This is a genomic window from Stenotrophomonas maltophilia (assembly GCF_003970865.1).
Classification (GTDB): domain Bacteria; phylum Pseudomonadota; class Gammaproteobacteria; order Xanthomonadales; family Xanthomonadaceae; genus Stenotrophomonas; species Stenotrophomonas maltophilia_AR.
Map to the genome: position 1 here is coordinate 19,940 of NZ_RXLZ01000049.1, position 17,766 is coordinate 37,705.

The window sequence follows — 17,766 nt, forward strand, 5'->3', positions numbered from 1 at the left end:
CATGGACCTGATGACCTGGCTGCCGGTGGCGTGGTTCGCGGTGATCGGCTTCGGCGTGCTGATGTATGTGGTGCTGGACGGCTTCGTGCTCGGCATCGGCATCCTTGCCCCGTTCGCCGAGGACGAGGAACAGCTGGACCTGATGATGAACACCGCCGCGCCGATCTGGGACGGCAATGAGACCTGGCTGGTGCTCGGTGGCGCCGGCCTGCTGGCGGCGTTCCCGAAGGCGTATGCGGTGCTCCTGTCGGCGCTGTACCTGCCGGTGCTGCTGCTGGTGGTGGCGCTGGTGTTCCGCGGCGTGGCGTTCGAGTTCCGCTTCAAGGCGCATCGTTCGCGCCGGCTGTGGAGCGTGGCGTTCGGCCTCGGTTCGCTGCTGGCTACGTTTGCCCAGGGCGTGATCCTCGGCACCCTGGTGCAGGGCATCCCGCTGGTGGACGGTGTCTATCAGGGCGGGCCGTTTGCCTGGTTCAGCCCGTTCGCGATGCTGACCGGTGCCGCGCTGGTGGCCGGCTATGCGCTGCTGGGCAGCACCTGGCTGATCCTGAAGACCGAAGGGCGCGTGCAGGCGCTGGCGCGGCAGATGACCCGGCCGCTGGTGGTGGCGGTGATCGCGGCGATGGGCCTGGTCAGCAGCTGGCTGCCGTTCCTCGATTCGCGGCTGATGGCGCGCTGGTTCAGCGACGGCAACTTCTGGTGGCTGTCGCCGGTGCCGCTGCTGACCCTGGCGGTGGCCGCCGCGCTGTGGCGCAGCGCCACCCACCCGCGCCGTGACCTGCCGCCGTTCCTGCTCAGCCTGGCCCTGTTCGTGCTCGGCTTCCTCGGCCTGGTGCTGGGCATGTGGCCTTATCTGCTGCCACCGTCGATGACCCTGTGGCAGGCCGCCGCGCCGGCGTCGTCGCTGGGCTTCACGCTGGTCGGGCTGGTCATATTGCTGCCGGTCATCCTCGGCTATACGGCGTGGTCCTACCGGGTATTCCGCGGCAAGGTGCACGCCGACACCGGTTACCACTGATCGATCGAAGACGGGGCCTGCCGTTGCCGGGCCCCGTGTTGGGGAATGTGAAACCTGCACACCCTGCGCGGGACGTGCTAGCGTGCGCTCCTTTCCGGCGGCCAGGGGGGCAGCCGGCGACGTCCTGGACGGACGCACGGCTGCAGGAACGGGGGGCCGCCGCGCGTCGCCGTAATGGCTCGTGCCTATCGTTCTCCCGTTGAAGCACCATCGCTAAATGATCGAATTTTCCATCGTCGACTGGGCCGCCTGGGCGCCCGGCCTGAGTGAGCGTAGCCAGTGGCTGGGCTGGGCCGATGCGCCGTACCTGCCGCACGGCGGGGACACGCCGGCGCTGGCCGAAGTGCCGGCGATGCAGCGGCGCCGCATCGAGCGACTGGGTCGTATGGCGATCCAGGCCGCGTGCTGGTGCGAGGACGGGCAGGGTGCCGACAGTGATGTGCCGCTGGTGTTCGCCAGCCGCCACGGCGACGTGGCCCGTTCGATGGACCTGCTGGGCGCGCTGGTCGGCGACCAGCCGTTGTCGCCGACCGGATTCGGCCTGTCCGTGCACAACGCGATCGCCGCGCTGTACTCCATCGCCCGCGGCCACCGCGGCAACTACCTGGCGCTGGCGGCGGGCCAGGCCACCGTGGAGACGGCCTGCCTGGAGGCCGTCGGCCTGCTGGCCGATGGCGCCCGCGAGGTGCGGGTGGTGGTCTACGAGTCGCCACTTCCTGAAATTTACGCGACGTTCGCCGACGAACCCGACCCGTTCTTTGCCTGGTGCTGGCGTTTGACCGCCCCGGCGGAGGGCCGGCCGACGTTGTCGCTGCAGTGGCAGCCGGCCGACGCCCAGGCCAGCACTGCGCCCGGCCTGCTGCCGCATGCGCTGGACCTGCACCGGTTCCTGTTGTCCGGCGCGCCGACACTGGAACACGTGGCCCACGGCCAGCGCTGGCGCTGGAGCCGCCGTGGCTGAGCTGCTGCGCCGCCTCGACCATGCCTGGCGGGTGTTTGGCACCGGCTTGAGCTTTGTCGCATTTGGCCTGGGCGGCCTGCTGCTCGGCGTTATGGTGATGCCGGCGCTGCTGCTGATGCGTGACCCGGTGGCACGCCGCCGCCGCGCCCGGCGCGTGGTCCAGGTCGCGTTCGCCAGCCACCTGCGGCTGATGCGCGGGCTGGGGGTGATGACGTACGAGATCGAGGGCGGTGAGCGCCTGCAGCGCGACGGCCTGCTGGTGCTGGCCAACCACCCGACCCTGATCGACGTGGTCTGCCTGATCTCGCTGCTTCCCAACGCCGACTGCGTGGTCAAGCGGGCCGTGGCCTGCAACCCGTTCATGCGCGGTCCGGTACGGGCCGCCGGCTACATCTCCAATGACGATGGCGCCGGCCTGGTCGATGACTGCGTGGCCGCGGTGCATGCCGGCGGCACCCTGGTCATCTTCCCGGAGGGCACCCGCAGCGTGCCAGGGCAGCCGCCGCGGCTGCAGCGCGGGGCCGCCAACATCGCCGTACGGGGCCGCCTCGACGTCACCCCGGTGCGGATCACCTGCAGCCCGCCAACGCTGACCAAGGGGCAGAAGTGGTATCGTGTCCCCTCACGTCGCTTTCACGTTCGGCTGCAGATCGGCGAAGATATCCCGATCGCGCCATTTCTGGCCGAAGACGACTCGCCAAGGGGGGATGCCTTGGCAGCCCGTCGCGTCACCGAGCACCTTTCTCGTTATTTCGACCTGTCTGGAGATCCGAACCGTGCAAGCACTTGAGCACGAGATCAAGGAATTGATCATTTCCTCCCTTTCGCTGGAGGACATCACGCCGGAGGACATCGATCCGACCGCGCCGCTGTTCGTCGAGGGCCTTGGCCTGGATTCGATCGACGCGCTGGAGCTGGGCCTGGCGCTGCAGAAGAAGTACGGTGTGAGCCTCTCGGCCGATTCGGAAGAAACCCGTCGCCATTTCTCCAGCGTGCGCGCGCTCGGCGAGTTCGTCGCCGCCCGCCAGTCGTAACGGTGCCAGGACCTGCCATGACCAAGAATGAACTGTTCGAACGCATCGTCAGCATCCTGACCGACAGCTTCGAGATCGAAACCGCCCGGATCACGCCCGAGGCCCGCCTGTACGACGACCTGGACATCGACAGCATCGATGCGGTGGACCTGATCGTGCAGCTCAAGCCGCTGCTCGGCCGCAACCTGCAGCCGGAAGCGTTCAAGGCCGTGCGTACCGTGCAGGACATCGTCGATGTGGTGCACAGGCTGCTGCCGGACCAGGCAGCCGCCTGACCGCAGCGCCGGCGGCTCCACCATGGCACGCGCACGCACGGTCGTGGTGGCTGCGATCTCGCTGGCTTACCCGGTGCTGGTGTACCTGGCGATGGGCCGTTTCGAGCCACGCTGGCTGTCGCTGCTGCTGTTCACCCTGGCCCTGCTGCGCGCGCTGAGTACGCGCCAGCCGCTGTGGTGGGCCGCGGCTGCGGGCACCGGCCTGCTGGCGGTGCTGGCCACCGTGCTCAACCAGGCCCTGCCGCTGAAGCTGTACCCGGCACTGGTCAACGCAGTGATGCTGGCGGTGTTCGGCACCAGCCTGCGTTTCGGCCCGCCGCTGGTGGAACGCCTGGCACGGCTGCAGGAACCGGACCTGCCTGCGTTCGCGGTGGCCTATACCCGCCGCGTCACCCAGGTGTGGTGCGGGTTCTTCGTTCTCAACGGCAGCCTGGCCCTGCTGACCGCGCTGTATGCGTCGGACCGGGTCTGGATGCTCTACAACGGATTGTTGGCGTACGTGATGATGGGCGTGCTGTTTGCAGGTGAGTGGCTGGTGCGGCGGCGGGTGAAGGCGGCGCACGCGCATGGCTGAGTGGATTGCCCTGAACCGGCTGCTGCTGGAGGCGCGGCCGCATCGAAGCGTTGGCGTCTGCGATGGCGAGGTGATCGACCACGCCCGCTTCCGCCAGCGCGTGCTGGCCTGGCGCGCCACCTTTGCGGCGGCCGAAGGCCGTGACTGGGCCCTGTATTTCGATGATGCCGTGGCCTTTGCCGCTGCGTTGTTCGGTGCCTGGCATGCCGGCAAGCGGGTGTTCCTGGCCGCCGACAACCTGCCGGCCACGCTGCAGGCGCTGCAGCCGCAGGTGAGCGGTTTCGCAGGCGACGTGTCCGCCGATTACCGCCCGCTGGCGGCGCTGGACGCTGCACTGGACGACGGACTGCAGGCGCTGGACGAGCGCGCCTGCGAACTGTGCGTGTTCACCTCCGGCAGTACCGGTCAGCCGAGCGCGATCGGCAAGCGCCTGGACCAGCTGGCGCGCGAGGTGGATGCGCTGCAGGCTGCGTTCGGCGCGCAGATGGAAGGCGTGCAGGTGCATGGCACGGTGTCCCACCAGCACATCTACGGCCTGCTGTTCCGCGTGCTGTGGCCGCTGGCCGCCGGCCGCCTGATCCATCCACGCCGGTTCTTCCATGAAGACCTGGTGGGCGCGCTGGCCGGTACCGACACGGTGCTGGTGGCGACCCCGGCTCACCTCAAGCGCCTGCCCGAACAGCTCGACTGGGCCAGCCTGCATGGCCGCCTGCGCGCGGTGTTCTCCTCCGGTGGCCCGCTGCCGGAAGACGCCGCACGCCAGGTGCGGCAGTGGCTGGGCGTGGCACCGACCGAGGTCTATGGCAGCAGCGAGACCGGTGGTATCGCCTGGCGCCGCTGGGATACGGATCTGCCGCCCTGGCAGCCGCTAGCGGGCGTGCAGTGGCGCATCGAGGATGGCTGCCTGGCGGTGGCCTCCGCGCATCTGGAAACCCCGGATTGGTGGCGTACCCAGGACCGCGTTGAAGCGTTGGCCGACGGCCGCTTCCGCCTGCTGGGCCGTGCTGACCGCATCGTCAAGATCGAAGAGCGCCGCGTTTCGCTGGATGCACTGGAACGCGCGCTGCGCGAAGACGCCGAAGTGGACGACGTGCGCGTGCTGGTCCTGTCCGGCCAGCGCGAGCAGCTGGCAGCCGTGGTGGTACCGGCCGACCTGGCACTGCTGGAGGGCGGTGACGCCGCGCGCCGCGCGCTGGGCCAACGCCTCGGCGCGCGCCTGGCACATGCGCATGACGCGGTGACCCGGCCGCGCCGTTGGCGGCTGGTGCCGGCGCTGCCGATCAACGCACAGGGCAAGGTCACCCAGGCGGCACTGGCAGCGCTGTTCCAGCCGCTGATGCCGGTGCCGGTCTGGGACCGCCGCGATGCTGCCAGCGCCACGCTGCGCATGACCCTCGACCCGGCGCTGCGGCCGTTCCAGGGTCATTTCCCGCAGGCGGCGATCCTGCCCGGCGTGGCGCAGCTGGACTGGGCGGTGCGTTTCGGCCGCCAGGTGTTCGCGATGCCGGCAGCGTTCCTGCGCATGGATGCGGTGAAGTTCCAGCATGTGGCCCGACCGGGCGATGAGCTGACCCTGCAGCTGGACTGGGATGCCGCACGCAGCGTGCTGGCCTTCCGTTACACCTCCAGCCACGGTGTGCATGCCAGCGGCAAAGTGGTCTTCGCCGATGCGGACTGATCCGGCCGTTGCCGGTGCCGCGTTCGCGCCACTGGTGGTGATTCCCGTCTACGACCACGAGCACGCCATCGCGGCGGTGGTCGACGGCGTGCAGGCCGCCGGCCTGCCGTGCCTGCTGGTCGACGATGGCTCGCATGAGGCGTGCGCGACTGCACTGCGTTCACTGGCGCAGCGCCAGGGCGTCGACCTGCTGCGCCTGGACATCAACCAGGGCAAGGGCGGGGCGATGCTGGCCGGTTTCGCCGAAGCCGGTGTGCGTGGCTACAGCCACGTGCTGCAGATCGATGCCGATGGCCAGCACGATACCGCTGACCTGCCACGCTTCATAGAAGCAGCGCGTGCCCATCCCGAGGCGGTGATCTGCGGCATTCCGGCCTACGACGCCAGTGTTCCGAAAGCGCGCCTGTACGGACGCTACGCGACCCATATCTGGGTCTGGATCAACACGCTGTCGCTGCACCTGCGCGACACCATGTGTGGCTTCCGCGTGTATCCGCTGCCGCCGGTGCTGCGCCTGATCGGTGAAGAGACCATCGGCCGCCGCATGGATTTCGATACCGAGGTGATGGTGCGCCTGTACTGGCGACAGCTGCCGGTCGAGCACCTGGCCACGCGCGTGACCTATCCCGCCGATGGCGTGTCGCACTTCGATGTGTGGCGCGACAACGTGCGCATCAGCCGCATGCATACCCGCCTGTTCTTCGGCATGCTCTGGCGCGCACCGCGCCTGCTGTGGCGCCGCCTGCGGGGGCAGCGCTGAGATGGCGGCCGCGCAGGGTGCCCCGCACTGGGCCGACATCGGCGAATCGACGTCGGTGGCTGGCGTGCTGTTCCTGTGCTGGGTGCACCGCTGGTTCGGGCGCTGGCCGTTCCGCCTGTGCGTGTGGCCGGTGGTGGCCTGCCATTGGCTGGGCAACCGTGTCGGTCGCCAGGCTTCAATGCAGTATCTGCAGCGCCTGCAGGCGCACAGCGGCGCGCTCGGCCGTGCGCCGACCCGGCGCGACAGCCTGCGCCACTTCTTCGCCTTCGCCGACACGATGCTGGACAAGATCCTCGGCCTGGGCGGGCGCTATCCGGCCGAACGCATCCACCTGCATCGCGACCTGGTGCTGGAGAAGATCGCGCGCCGCGAGGGCGGGCTGATCCTGACCGCGCACATCGGCTGCCTGGAACTGTGCCAGGTGCTGGCCGAACAGGTGCCGGGGTTCCGCATCACCGTACTGGTGCATACCGCGCACGCGCAGCGTTTCAATCGCCTGCTGCAGCGGCTGGACCCGCTGGCGGCGGTGGAACTGGTGCAGGTGACCGAAATGGGGCCGGCCACCGCGGTGATGCTGGCCGAGCGCGTGGCGGCGGGTGGCTTCGTCGCCATCGTCGGCGACCGCACGCCGGTGCAGGGCGGCCGCAGCGTCACCGCCGATTTCCTTGGCCACCGCGCGCCGTTCCCGATCGGTGCCTACGTGCTCGCCGCCGCGCTGGGCTGCCCGGTCTACACCATGGCCTGCCTGCACCAGGGCGATGGCTATCGCGTGGCGTTTGAACAGTTCGCCGAACGCATCGTGCTGCCGCGTGGCTCACGCGATGCGGCACTGGCCGAACAGGCACAGCGCTTCGCGCGCTGGCTGGAACTCCAGGTCATCCAGTCCCCGTTGGACTGGTTCAATTTCTTCCCCTTCTGGGATCAGGCTCCGCATGACGACTGACGCCGTACCCGTGTGCCGCTTTGGCGATGCACCGTTGACCATCGAAGACGTGGTTGCCCTGGCCCAGCGCCAGTGCGAGGCCGCACTGAGCGACGCGCCGGCGTTCCGCGCGCACATCCAGCGCGGTGCCGACTTCCTCGACCGCCTGCTGCGCGAGGATGGCGTGATCTACGGCGTGACCACCGGCTACGGCGACTCGTGCACGGTGAACATTCCACCGGCGCTGGTGGCCGAGCTGCCGCACCATCTGTACACCTACCATGGCTGCGGCCTGGGTCGTTACCTGGACCCGGTCGAAACCCGTGCGGTGCTGGCGGCGCGCCTGGCGTCGCTGGTGCGCGGCATGTCCGGCGTCAGCGTGCCGCTGCTGGAAGGCCTGGCCACGCTGCTGCAGCACGACGTGCTGCCGATGATTCCGGCCGAAGGCTCGGTCGGTGCCAGTGGCGACCTGACGCCGCTGTCCTACGTGGCGGCGGTGCTGTGCGGCGAGCGCGAGGTGCTGCACGACGGCCGCGTGCAGCCTGCGGCCGAGGTGCTGGCGAAGATCGGCATGACCCCGCTGAAGCTGCGGCCGAAGGAAGGCCTGGCGATCATGAACGGCACCGCGGTGATGACCGGCCTGGCCTGCCTGGCCTGGCAGCGCGCCGACTACCTGGCGCGCATGGCCACGCGCCTGACTGCGTTCAACGTGCTGGCCAGCGATGGCAACGCGCACCACTTCGACGAAACCCTGTTCGCGGCCAAGCCGCACCCGGGCCAGGGCCGCATCGCCGCGCGCCTGCGCAGTGACCTGCACAGCGAGCGTCCGCCGCGCAATGAACAGCGCCTGCAGGACCGCTACTCGCTGCGCTGCGCACCGCACGTGATCGGCGTGCTGGAGGACAGCCTGCCGTTCCTGCGCCAGCTGATCGAAACCGAACTGAACAGCGCCAATGACAACCCGCTGATCGATGCCGACGGCGAGCGCATCCTGCATGGCGGCCACTTCTACGGCGGCCACATCGCGCTGGCGATGGACACCCTGAAGAACACCGTGGCCAACGTTGCCGATCTGCTCGACCGGCAGCTGGCGCTGGTGGTCGATGCCCGTTACAACCATGGCCTGCCGGCCAACCTGTCGGCGGCCACTGGCCCGCGCGCGGCCATCAACCATGGCCTGAAGGCGCTGCAGATCAGCGTGTCGGCCTGGACTGCCGAAGCGCTGAAGCAGACCATGCCGGCCAGCGTGTTCTCGCGTTCCACCGAGTGCCACAACCAGGACAAGGTCAGCATGGGCACCATCGCCGCGCGCGACTGCCTGCGCGTGATCGAGCTGACTGAACAGGTGGTGGCCGCGATGCTGATCGCCGCCCGCCAGGGCCTGGCCCTGCGTGAACGGGTTGGCCTGAACGCGCAGCTGCATGGCAGTCTGGCCGACATGTACGCCGACCTGGGGCAGCGCACCGCCCTGGTTGAAGAAGACCGCGCGCTGGATCGCGAACTGCGGGAACTGCTGGTGGAGATCCGCGCGCAACGTTGGGAGCTGTATGCCGGTGAATGAGGCTATCGAACGGGTTGGCGAGATTGCGTTGACCCCCGCCTTCCATGACTGCGATCCGATGAACGTGGTCTGGCATGGCAACTACTTCAAGTACTTCGAGATCGCGCGCTGCGCGCTGCTCGGGCGCTACGACTACGACTACCCGCAGATGCTCGAATCGGGCTACCTGTGGCCGGTGGTCGATGCGCGCGTGAAGTATGTGCGCCCGCTGCTGTTCAACCAGGCGCTGCGCGTGATCGCGCGCATCGTGGAATGGGAGAACCGGCTGAAGATCGAGTACGAAATTCTCGATGCGCAGAGCGGCCAGGTACTGACTCGTGCGATGACCATCCAGGTCGCGGTGGACGCGGCCAGCAAGGAAATGCTGTACCAGTGCCCGCCGGTACTGTGGGAACGCCTGGGAGTGCCTGCGCCATGAACCGAGCGAACCGTTTCGCGCGTGCGCTGCTGTGCGCGCTGCTGCTGGTGGCCGCACCACTGGTGCAGGCGGCCGACCCTGCCATCGATGCGATCACCCAGGCGGTGGCGCGGCCGGATGTGCTGCGTGGCCAGTTCAGCCAGGAAAAGCAGGTCAGCGGCTTCAAGAATCCGCTGCGTTCGCAGGGCCGGTTCGTGGTCGCGCGCCAGCACGGCGTGATCTGGACCACGCTCAAGCCGTTCCCCTCGGAAGTGGTGGTCACCGCCGACCGCATCCTCAGCCGCCAGCGTGATGGCAGCACCCGCGTCGAACTGGACGCGCGGCAGCAGCCGGCGATGCGCTCGGTGAACGCGATCATGTTCGCGCTGATGAGTGGCGACGTGCAGGCGCTGTCCAGCCAGTTCAACGTGGCGGCCAGCCGTGAAGGGCAGGGCTGGCGGCTGCGCCTGACGCCGAAGTCGGCGATGCTGGCCAAGGCTTTCGAATCGCTGACCCTGCAGGGCGACCGCTACGTGCGCCAGGTCGAGATCGTCGAGGCCAACAAGGACCGCACGCAGATCCAGTTCAGCGCGTTGAGCGAGGCGCCGGCCACGCTCGATGCCGACGAGGCCCGCCGCTTTGAGTGAGGCCGTGGCATCGAACGCACCGGACCGGTTGCGGCGCTGGTGGCACTGGCTGGGCATTGCCTGGCTGCTGGTGCTGCTGGTGATGGGCGCGCAGCAGTGGCGCCTGTGGAGCCAGCAATCGCGGATCGACACCGACATCCTCGCCCTGCTGCCGCAGGATGCGCACGACCGCCTGTTGAGCGACGTCACCCGGCGCATCGCCGATGGCAGTTCGCGGCAGGTCGTGGTGCTGCTCGGCAGCAAGGACAGCGCGGCCGCCAAGCGCGCGCAGGTGGCCTTTGCTGCGGCCATGGCCAAGGACGCCGACCACGCCTTGCTGGTACCCAACGGCTCGATCGAAGGTTGGTTTGACGAGGCGCGCGCGTTCTACGCGCCGTACCGCGACCGCCTGCTGACGCCGGTCCAGCGCGAGCAGCTGCAGGGCAGCGAACCGGGCGTGTTGGCCGAGCAGGCGTTGGCCGCGCTGTATGGCCCGATGGGTGCGCCGCGATTGACTGAATGGCGCCAGGATCCGTTGTCGCTGTGGCCGCAGTGGTGGCAGCAGCAGGCGCAGGGTTCGGGCCTGCGGTTGGGCGATGACGGCCTGCTTGAAGCCGAGGGCAGGCATTGGGCCGTGCTGCAGTTCGATACGCCCGGCTCGGCGTTCCAGCTGGATGGCGAGCGCCATCTCGATGGCCTGCTGGAACGTGCCGGGCAGGCCGCCACGGCGGCGGCGCCTGAGCTTGAAATCCTGCATGCGGGCGTGCCGCTGCATGCCGAGGCCGCCGCGGTGCAGGCCAACCAGGAGATCAACACCATCGGTTGGGGTTCGCTGGCGGCGGTGCTGTTGCTGGTGTGGCTGGCATTCCGCTCGCTGCGGCCGATCCTGCTGGTCGCCGCCTCGCTGCTGATCGGCTGTGGCGTGGCGCTGGCGGTGACCGTGCTGGTGTTCGGCAAGGTGCACGTGCTGACCCTGGTGTTTGGTGCGTCGCTGGTGGGTGTGGCCGAGGATTACGGCATTCACTGGTTCGCCTCGCGCCAGGCCGAACCGGCCGATCGTCGCTGGAAACTGCTGCGGCATCTGCTGCCCGGCCTGTGGCTGGCCCTGCTGACCAGTGCGCTGGCCTACCTGGCTCTGGGCCTGGCTCCGTTCCCGGGCCTGCGCCAGATGGCGCTGTTCTCGGTGGTGGGTCTGGCTGCCGCCTTCCTTACGGTGATCTTCTGGTTCCCGTGGCTGGATGGCGGTGAGATCCGCCAGACCCGTTTCTCGCAGTGGCTGGGCAACACGCTGGAGCGCTTCCCGCGCCTGCATGGCCGCCGCGCGGTGACGGTGTTCGTGGTGATCACGCTGGCGCTGTCTGCCATCGGCATCGCGCGCCTGCAGAGCAACGACGACCTGCGCAGCCTGCAGTCATCACCGCCGGCGTTGATGGCGCAGCAGATCCGCCTGAGCCAGTTGCTGGGCATGCCCAGCCCGGCGCAGTTCTACCTGGTGCAGGGTGCCGATGCCGCGCAGCTGCTGCAGCGCGAGGAAGCACTGACCGAGCGCCTGCGTGTACTGGCCACCGACAAGCGCATTGGTGGCTATCGCGCGATCAGCGATTGGCTGCCGTCGCCGGCGCGCCAGCAGGCCGATGCCGCGCTGACCGCGAAGGTGGAACCCGGCGTGCTGTCGGCCGTGGCCGAGGCCGTGGGCGAGCCGCTGCAGCGACCGCAGTTCGCCGCCGCGCCGCTCACCGCCGACGCCTTCCTGGCCTCGCCGGCGTCGCAGCCGTTCCGTCACCTGTGGGTGGGTGAGGTCGGTGGGCAGATGATCAGCGTGGTCATGGTCGATGACCTGTCGCGCGCCGACGCGCTGGCCACCCTGCAGGGCGCGGCCGAAGGCCTGCAGGGTGTGCGCTGGGTGGATCGCACCGCCGACTTCTCCACGTTGCTGGGCCACTACCGCAAGCTGATGGGCGGGCTGCTGCTGGTCGGCATCGCGCTGGTGTTCGGCGCGCTGTGGCTGCGCTACCGCCGCCAGGCCTGGCGCGTGTTCGCGCCGACCCTGATTGCCGGTGCATTGACCCTGGGCCTGCTGGGTCTGTTCGGCCAGCCGCTGCAGCTGTTCAACGTGCTGGCGTTGATGCTGCTGCTGGGCATGGGCATCGACTACGGCATCTTCCTGATCGAGCACCGCGGCGATGCCAGCGCCTGGCTGGCGGTGTGCGTGGGCGCGGCCAGTACCTGGCTGTCGTTCGGCCTGCTGGGGCTGTCGCAGACCCCGGCGCTGCGCGCTTTCGGCCTCACATTGCTGTTCGGCATCGGCCTGGTCTGGCTGATCTCGCCGTTGTTCCGGCCGCCGCCGCATGACCTGCCGCCAGCCTGAACCTGTCTTCCGACTTCCTTCTTTCCACCTGATCGAGCAACAAGGACGCACCGATGAACACTGCTGTGGATGCTGTCGAACGTACTGAAATCCTGATCATCGGTGCCGGACCGGCCGGTTCCGTCGCCGCAGCGATGCTGCGCCAGCAGGGCCGCCAGGTGCTGATGCTGGAGCGCCAGCAGTTCCCGCGCTTCTCCATCGGCGAAAGCCTGCTGCCGCAGAGCATGGAATACATCGAGGCCGCCGGCCTGCTGCAGGACGTGGTCGAAGCGGGCTTCCAGCACAAGAACGGTGCCGCCTTCGTGCATGGCGAGGCGCGTACCGCGTTCGACTTCAGGAAGAAGTTCTCGCGAGGCTGGGGCACCACCTATCAGGTGCAGCGCGCAGACTTCGACAACGTACTGGCGCGCGGCGCCGAGCGCATGGGCACCACGCTGCGCTTCGGCGATGAAGTGCTGTCGGTCGAAGCGGGCGAGCAGCCCGCGGTGACCGTGCGCCGCCCGGATGGCAGCGAATACCGCATCGAGGCCGATTTCATCCTCGACGCATCGGGCTTCGCGCGCCTGCTACCGCGCCTGCTGCAGCTGGAAACGCCGTCCAACTTCCCGGTACGCGGCGCGATCTTCTGCCACGTGCGCGACAACATTCCGGCCGAAGCGGACTTCGACCGCAACAAGATCCTGATCACCACCCACCCCGAACACATCGACGTCTGGTACTGGACGATCCCGTTCTCCAACGGCTGCTGCTCGCTGGGCGTGGTTGCCGAACCGTCGTTCTTCGAACGCTACGAGGGCGACGACCTGCAGAAGCTGCAGGCCATCGTCGGCGAGGACCCCAACCTGACCCGCCTGCTGGCCAACGCCGAATGGGCGGTGCTGCCGGTGCGCCGCATCACTGGCTACTCGGCCAACGTCAGTTCGCTGTGGGGCCCGGGCTACGCCCTGCTGGGCAATGCCGGCGAGTTCCTCGACCCGGTGTTCTCTTCCGGCGTCACCATCGCCTTCAAGTCCGCGCAGCTGGCCAGCGAATGCCTGGCGCGCCGCTATGCCGGTGAAACCGTCGACTGGGAAGCTGAATTCTCGATCCCGCTGCGTGCCGGCGTGAAGACCTTCCGCCGCTTCGTCGAAAGCTGGTACGAGGGCGGCTTCCAGAAGATCATCTACCACCCGCAGCAGCAGCCCGAAGTGCGCGACATGATCAGTTCCATCCTGGCCGGCTACGCCTGGGACACCAACAACCCGTATGTGGCCGACGAAAGCGGCCGCCGCATGCGCGTGCTGGAGCAGCTGTGCAGCGCCTGATCGCCCGTACCGCGGCCGTGCTGCTGTGCCTGCTGCTGGCCGCCTGTGCCGGCCGCATGCCCAAGCCATTGGTGGAACTGCCGCCGCTGCGCCTGTCGCCGGCCAGCCTGCCGGCGCCGTTGGCGCTGCAGCAGCAGCTGCATTTCCGTTTTGGCAGCCATGAGCGCGATCTCGACGCGCTGCTGGAAGCCGATGCGCAGCAGGTGCAGCTGGCGGTGCAGGCGATGGGCCAGACCGGCGTGCGCCTGCAGTGGGACGGCCAGCAGCTGACCCAGCAGCGCGCGCCGTGGCTGCCGCCGCAGGTACGTGCCGAGCGTGTGCTGGATGACCTGCAGTTCGCGCTGTGGCCGACCGCGGCCATCGCTGCCGCGCTGCCGGCCGGCTGGGAGGTCATCGACGACGGCCACCAGCGCCGCCTGTCGCGTGACGGCACGGTGTGGCTGCAGCTGCAGCGCCTGGACGATGGCAGCGTGCAGCTGGACAACCGCGCCGAAGGCTATGCGCTGCGCATCGAATCGATCGACATGGCCGGGTAGGACCGATGAGTGCACCGATCTACCTGAACGATCTGGGCGTGGTCTGCGCGCTCGGCGATGGCCGCGCCGCGGTCGCATCGGCGATGTTCGCCGATGTGCCGGGCGGGCTCAGCGACAACGACAGCCTGTTGCCGGGGCGCACCCTGGCGTTGGGAGAGGTACGCACGCCGCTGCCGGCGCTGGATGACCTGCCAGTGGCCCTGCGCGGGCGCAACAACGCCCTGCTGGACGTGGCGCTGGCGCAGATCGCACCGGCGGTGGCCGCCGCGATCGCCCGCCATGGTGCCGAGCGCGTGGCGGTGGTGCTGGGCACCAGCACCTCGGGCATTGGTGAATCCGAGCAGGCGTTGCGCAGCCACGCCGAACAGGGCCAGTGGCCGCAGGGCTTCGATTATGCCCAGCAGGAAATGGGCACCGCCGCGCAGTTCGTGCGCCAGCGCAGTGGTGCGCAGGGGCCGGCGTGGACACTGTCCACGGCGTGTTCGTCCAGTGCCAAGGCACTGATGTCGGCCGCGCGCATGTTGCGCGCCGGCATCGTTGATGCGGTGATTGCCGGCGGTGCCGATTCGCTGTGCCGCTTCACGGTGGCCGGCTTCAGCGCACTGGAATCGGTGTCGGCCCTGCGCTGCAATCCATTCTCGCGGCACCGCTCCGGCATCAACATCGGCGAGGGCGCCGCGCTGTTCCTGCTCACCCGCGAGCCCGGCCCGGTGTGCCTGGCGGGGTGGGGCGAATCGGCCGACGCCCACCACATGTCCGCCCCCGACCCGCAGGGAATGGGGGCCATCGACGCCCTGCAGCAGGCGCTGCTGCGCGCCGGCTGGGGCGCCGACGAAGTGGATTACGTGAACCTGCATGGCACCGCCACCGGGCACAACGATGCGATGGAAAGCCTGGCGGTCTCGCAGGTGCTTGGCCACAGCGTGCCAGCCAGTTCGACCAAGCCGCTGACCGGCCACACGCTGGGTGCCTCGGGTGCGATCGAGGCCGCGCTGTGCTGGATCCTGCTGGCCGAGAACCCGCAGCAGCAGCTGCCGCCGCACTGGTGGGACGGCGTGGCCGACCCCGCGCTGCCGGTGTTGCCGCTGGTCGCACCGGCCACCCGGCTGGCGCAGGCGCCGCGGCGGGTGCTGAGCAATTCGTTCGCCTTCGGCGGCAGCAATGCCGTGCTGGCGCTGGAGCGCCGATGAACACCTTGTACGCAATCGAGGACGTGGTGCCGCACCGCCAGGACATGTGCCTGCTGGAGCGCATCACGCAGTGGGACCAGGACACCCTCGAGGCCGAACTGGTGGTGCCCGAATCCGGCCTGTTCGTGGAGAACGGCGAAGTGCCGGCGTGGGTCGGCATCGAATACATGGCGCAGGCCATCGCGGCCTGGGCCGGCTGCCGTGCGCGCGCGGCCGGCAAGCCGCCGCAGCTGGGCTTCCTGCTCGGCAGCCGCCGCTACAGCAGCGCGCGCAGCAGCTTCCCCAGTGGTTCGCGGCTGCGCGTACAGGCGCGCTGCGAGCTGTTGGGTGACAATGGATTGGGGATGTTCGCCTGCCGCATCCTGGCAGGTGAGGACGAATGGGCGACAGCCAACGTGTCGGTGTTCGAACCGGCCGACGCGATGGCCTATCTGGAGAGTGGACAGGCATGACAGGGAATCGAAGCGTGCTGGTGACCGGCGCCAGCCGGGGCATCGGCCGGGCCATCGCGCTGCGCATCGCGCGTGATGGCTTCGACGTGGTGGTGCATTGCCGCAGCCGCCTGGAAGAAGCACAGGCCGTGGTGGCCGAGATCCAGGCCTTGGGCCAGCAGGCCCGCGTGCTGGCGTTCGACGTGGCCGACCGCGAGGCCGCACGCGCCGCGCTGGAGGCCGATGTCGAAGCGCACGGCGCGTACTACGGCGTGGTCTGCAATGCCGGCATCGCCCGTGATGGCGCCTTCCCGGCACTGTCGGCGGAGGATTGGGACCAGGTCATCCACACCAACCTGGATGGCTTCTACAACGTGCTGCATCCGCTGATCATGCCGATGGTGCGGCGGCGCAAGCCGGGCCGCATCGTCACCCTGTCGTCGGTATCCGGGCTGGCCGGCAACCGCGGCCAGGTCAACTACAGTGCCGCCAAGGCCGGCATCATCGGTGCCACCAAGGCCCTGGCGCTGGAACTGGCCAGCCGCCAGATCACCGTCAACTGCGTGGCCCCGGGCCTGATCGAGACCGAAATGCTCAACGATGAAGTGATCGAACACGCGCTCAAGCTGATTCCCGCCGGCCGCGTCGGTCGTCCCGACGAAGTGGCGGCGACGGTGGCGTTCCTGCTGTCCGAGCCGGCCGGCTACATCACCCGCCAGGTGATCTCGGTGAACGGGGGCATGCTCTGATGGCCGCCGATCGTCGCGTGGTGGTCACCGGTGCGGCCGCCATCAGTCCGCTCGGCCACGACTGGCCGACCATCGAGGCGCACCTGCGCAGCTGCCGCAACGCGGTGCGCGCGATGCCCGAGTGGAACGTCTATGCCGGGCTGAACACCAAGCTGGCCGCACCGGCGCAGGACTTCGAGCTGCCGCCGAACTACAACCGCAAGACCACCCGCTCGATGGGCAAGGTCGCGATCATGTCGGTGCGCGCTACCGAAGTGGCGCTGCGCGAAGCCGGCCTGCATGAACACCCGGTGCTGCGCAGCGGGCGGACGGGTGTGGCCTACGGCTCGTCCTCGGGCAGCCATGAGGCCACCGGAGAATTCGGCCGCATGCTGCACGAATTCACCACCGAAGGCATCAGTGCCACCACCTACCTGAAGATGATGAGCCATACCGCGCCGGTCAACATTGGCGTGTTCTTCGGTCTGTCCGGCCGCGTCTACACCACCTCCAGCGCCTGCACCTCGGGCAGCCAGGGCGTGGGAGCGGCCTATGAAGCGATCCGCAGCGGCAAGCAGACGGTGATGGTGGCCGGCGGCGCCGAACAGCTCGATGCCACCGCCGCTGCGGTGTTCGACACCCTGTTTGCCACCAGCACCCGCAACGATGCGCCGCAGACCACGCCGCGCCCGTTCGATGCCGGCCGCGATGGCCTGGTGCTGGGCGAGGGTGCCTGCACGCTGATCCTGGAAGACCTGGAGCACGCCCAGGCGCGCGGTGCCACCATTCTTGCCGAGGTGGTCGGCTACGGCACCAACAGCGACGGCCAGCACGTCACCCAGCCCAGCGCCGACACCATGGCCCAGGCCATGCACCTGGCGCTGGAGGATGCGGGCCTGGAGGCGGCGCAGATCGACTACGTCAGCGCCCACGGCACCGCCACCGATCACGGCGACATCGCCGAGACCCAGGCCACCGCGCAGGTATTCGGCAGCCGCATGCCGATCAGCTCGCTGAAGAGCTACGTCGGCCACATGCTGGGCGCCTGTGGTGCGTTCGAGGCCTGGATGAGCATCGAGATGATGCGTGCCGGCTGGTTCGCGCCCACCCTGAACCTGGCCGAGGTCGATCCACGCTGCGGCCAGCTCGACTTCATCACCGGGCAGGGCCGCGAACTGCAGGCCGAGTACGTGATGAGCAACAACTTCGCCTTCGGCGGCATCAACACCTCGCTGGTGTTCCGCCGCTGGCCCGAGACGGGCGCTTATACCAATCTGACCCTCCCACGGATCTCACCCTTGATCACCTTGCTGTAATCGCATCGTCGACAATACAATGCCCTGTAAAAACACTCCCAAGAAAGTAAAGTTGTTCCTGGGGTCCTCAGGATCGCGAACGAACCAGAA

General features: G+C 68.7%; 18 protein-coding genes and 1 pseudogene. All 19 read left to right on the top strand.

Features of this window, described 5'->3' with window-relative positions; genetic code table 11:
• Position 1 precedes the first annotated feature (1 nt).
• On the top strand, positions 2-1,015 hold the full coding sequence (cydB, locus tag EKL94_RS15835) for a cytochrome d ubiquinol oxidase subunit II (RefSeq protein WP_005414876.1): 1,014 nt from the start codon (positions 2-4) through the stop codon (positions 1,013-1,015).
• 217 nt (positions 1,016-1,232) lie between these two features.
• A complete protein-coding gene (locus EKL94_RS15840) occupies positions 1,233-1,976 on the top strand; it encodes a beta-ketoacyl synthase chain length factor (RefSeq protein ID WP_126929820.1) in 744 nt (247 codons plus the stop codon).
• Entirely contained in the window at positions 1,969-2,766 is a 798-nt protein-coding gene (locus EKL94_RS15845) for a lysophospholipid acyltransferase family protein (protein ID WP_126929821.1), read from the top strand. The genes EKL94_RS15840 and EKL94_RS15845 overlap by 8 nt, the downstream gene beginning before the upstream one ends.
• Complete coding sequence (locus EKL94_RS15850) at positions 2,753-3,010, top strand: phosphopantetheine-binding protein (protein WP_005411610.1); 258 nt, start codon at positions 2,753-2,755, stop codon at positions 3,008-3,010. The genes EKL94_RS15845 and EKL94_RS15850 overlap by 14 nt, the downstream gene beginning before the upstream one ends.
• Positions 3,011-3,027: 17 nt before the next feature.
• Positions 3,028-3,285: an acyl carrier protein gene (locus tag EKL94_RS15855; protein ID WP_006402206.1), complete on the top strand. Its 258-nt coding sequence runs from the start codon at positions 3,028-3,030 to the stop codon at positions 3,283-3,285.
• Positions 3,286-3,307: 22 nt separating this feature from the next.
• Positions 3,308-3,859, top strand: coding sequence for a COG4648 family protein (locus EKL94_RS15860; protein ID WP_010482325.1), 552 nt, complete (start codon positions 3,308-3,310; stop codon positions 3,857-3,859).
• Positions 3,852-5,537, top strand: a complete 1,686-nt coding sequence (locus EKL94_RS15865; protein ID WP_126929822.1) for an ApeI family dehydratase — start codon at positions 3,852-3,854, stop codon at positions 5,535-5,537. Before EKL94_RS15860 ends, EKL94_RS15865 begins: the two co-directional genes overlap by 8 nt.
• On the top strand, positions 5,527-6,297 hold the full coding sequence (locus EKL94_RS15870; RefSeq protein WP_126929823.1) for a glycosyltransferase family 2 protein: 771 nt from the start codon (positions 5,527-5,529) through the stop codon (positions 6,295-6,297). The genes EKL94_RS15865 and EKL94_RS15870 overlap by 11 nt, the downstream gene beginning before the upstream one ends.
• 1 nt (position 6,298) lies before the next feature.
• Positions 6,299-7,240, top strand: a complete 942-nt coding sequence (locus EKL94_RS15875; RefSeq protein ID WP_126929824.1) for a lysophospholipid acyltransferase family protein — start codon at positions 6,299-6,301, stop codon at positions 7,238-7,240.
• Positions 7,230-8,780, top strand: coding sequence for an HAL/PAL/TAL family ammonia-lyase (locus EKL94_RS15880; protein WP_126929825.1), 1,551 nt, complete (start codon positions 7,230-7,232; stop codon positions 8,778-8,780). The genes EKL94_RS15875 and EKL94_RS15880 overlap by 11 nt, the downstream gene beginning before the upstream one ends.
• Positions 8,767-9,198 carry an acyl-CoA thioesterase gene (locus tag EKL94_RS15885; protein WP_126929826.1) on the top strand — a complete coding sequence of 144 codons (432 nt, stop codon included), beginning with the start codon at positions 8,767-8,769 and terminating at the stop codon, positions 9,196-9,198. Before EKL94_RS15880 ends, EKL94_RS15885 begins: the two co-directional genes overlap by 14 nt.
• The gene (locus EKL94_RS15890) at positions 9,195-9,824 is read left to right on the top strand and encodes an outer membrane lipoprotein carrier protein LolA (protein ID WP_126929827.1); all 630 of its coding nucleotides are present in this window, start codon (positions 9,195-9,197) and stop codon (positions 9,822-9,824) included. Before EKL94_RS15885 ends, EKL94_RS15890 begins: the two co-directional genes overlap by 4 nt.
• Positions 9,796-12,171 carry an MMPL family transporter gene (locus EKL94_RS15895; RefSeq protein ID WP_126929828.1) on the top strand — a complete coding sequence of 792 codons (2,376 nt, stop codon included), beginning with the start codon at positions 9,796-9,798 and terminating at the stop codon, positions 12,169-12,171. Before EKL94_RS15890 ends, EKL94_RS15895 begins: the two co-directional genes overlap by 29 nt.
• Before the next feature lie 53 nt (positions 12,172-12,224).
• Positions 12,225-13,475, top strand: a complete 1,251-nt coding sequence (locus tag EKL94_RS15900) for an NAD(P)/FAD-dependent oxidoreductase (RefSeq protein WP_126929829.1) — start codon at positions 12,225-12,227, stop codon at positions 13,473-13,475.
• The gene (locus EKL94_RS15905; protein WP_126929830.1) at positions 13,463-14,011 is read left to right on the top strand and encodes a DUF3261 domain-containing protein; all 549 of its coding nucleotides are present in this window, start codon (positions 13,463-13,465) and stop codon (positions 14,009-14,011) included. The genes EKL94_RS15900 and EKL94_RS15905 overlap by 13 nt, the downstream gene beginning before the upstream one ends.
• 5 nt (positions 14,012-14,016) lie before the next feature.
• Positions 14,017-15,201, top strand: coding sequence for a beta-ketoacyl-ACP synthase (locus EKL94_RS15910; protein ID WP_126929831.1), 1,185 nt, complete (start codon positions 14,017-14,019; stop codon positions 15,199-15,201).
• Positions 15,198-15,653, top strand: coding sequence for a hotdog family protein (locus tag EKL94_RS15915; RefSeq protein ID WP_032129169.1), 456 nt, complete (start codon positions 15,198-15,200; stop codon positions 15,651-15,653). Before EKL94_RS15910 ends, EKL94_RS15915 begins: the two co-directional genes overlap by 4 nt.
• Positions 15,650-16,381 (top strand): 3-ketoacyl-ACP reductase FabG2, encoded by a 732-nt coding sequence (locus EKL94_RS15920; protein ID WP_057497835.1) that lies wholly within the window; start codon positions 15,650-15,652, stop codon positions 16,379-16,381. The genes EKL94_RS15915 and EKL94_RS15920 overlap by 4 nt, the downstream gene beginning before the upstream one ends.
• Positions 16,381-17,616 (top strand): annotated as a pseudogene (locus EKL94_RS15925) (beta-ketoacyl-ACP synthase); the annotation flags it as partial. The gene EKL94_RS15920 and the pseudogene EKL94_RS15925, both read left to right, overlap by 1 nt.
• Positions 17,617-17,766: the final 150 nt, after the last annotated feature.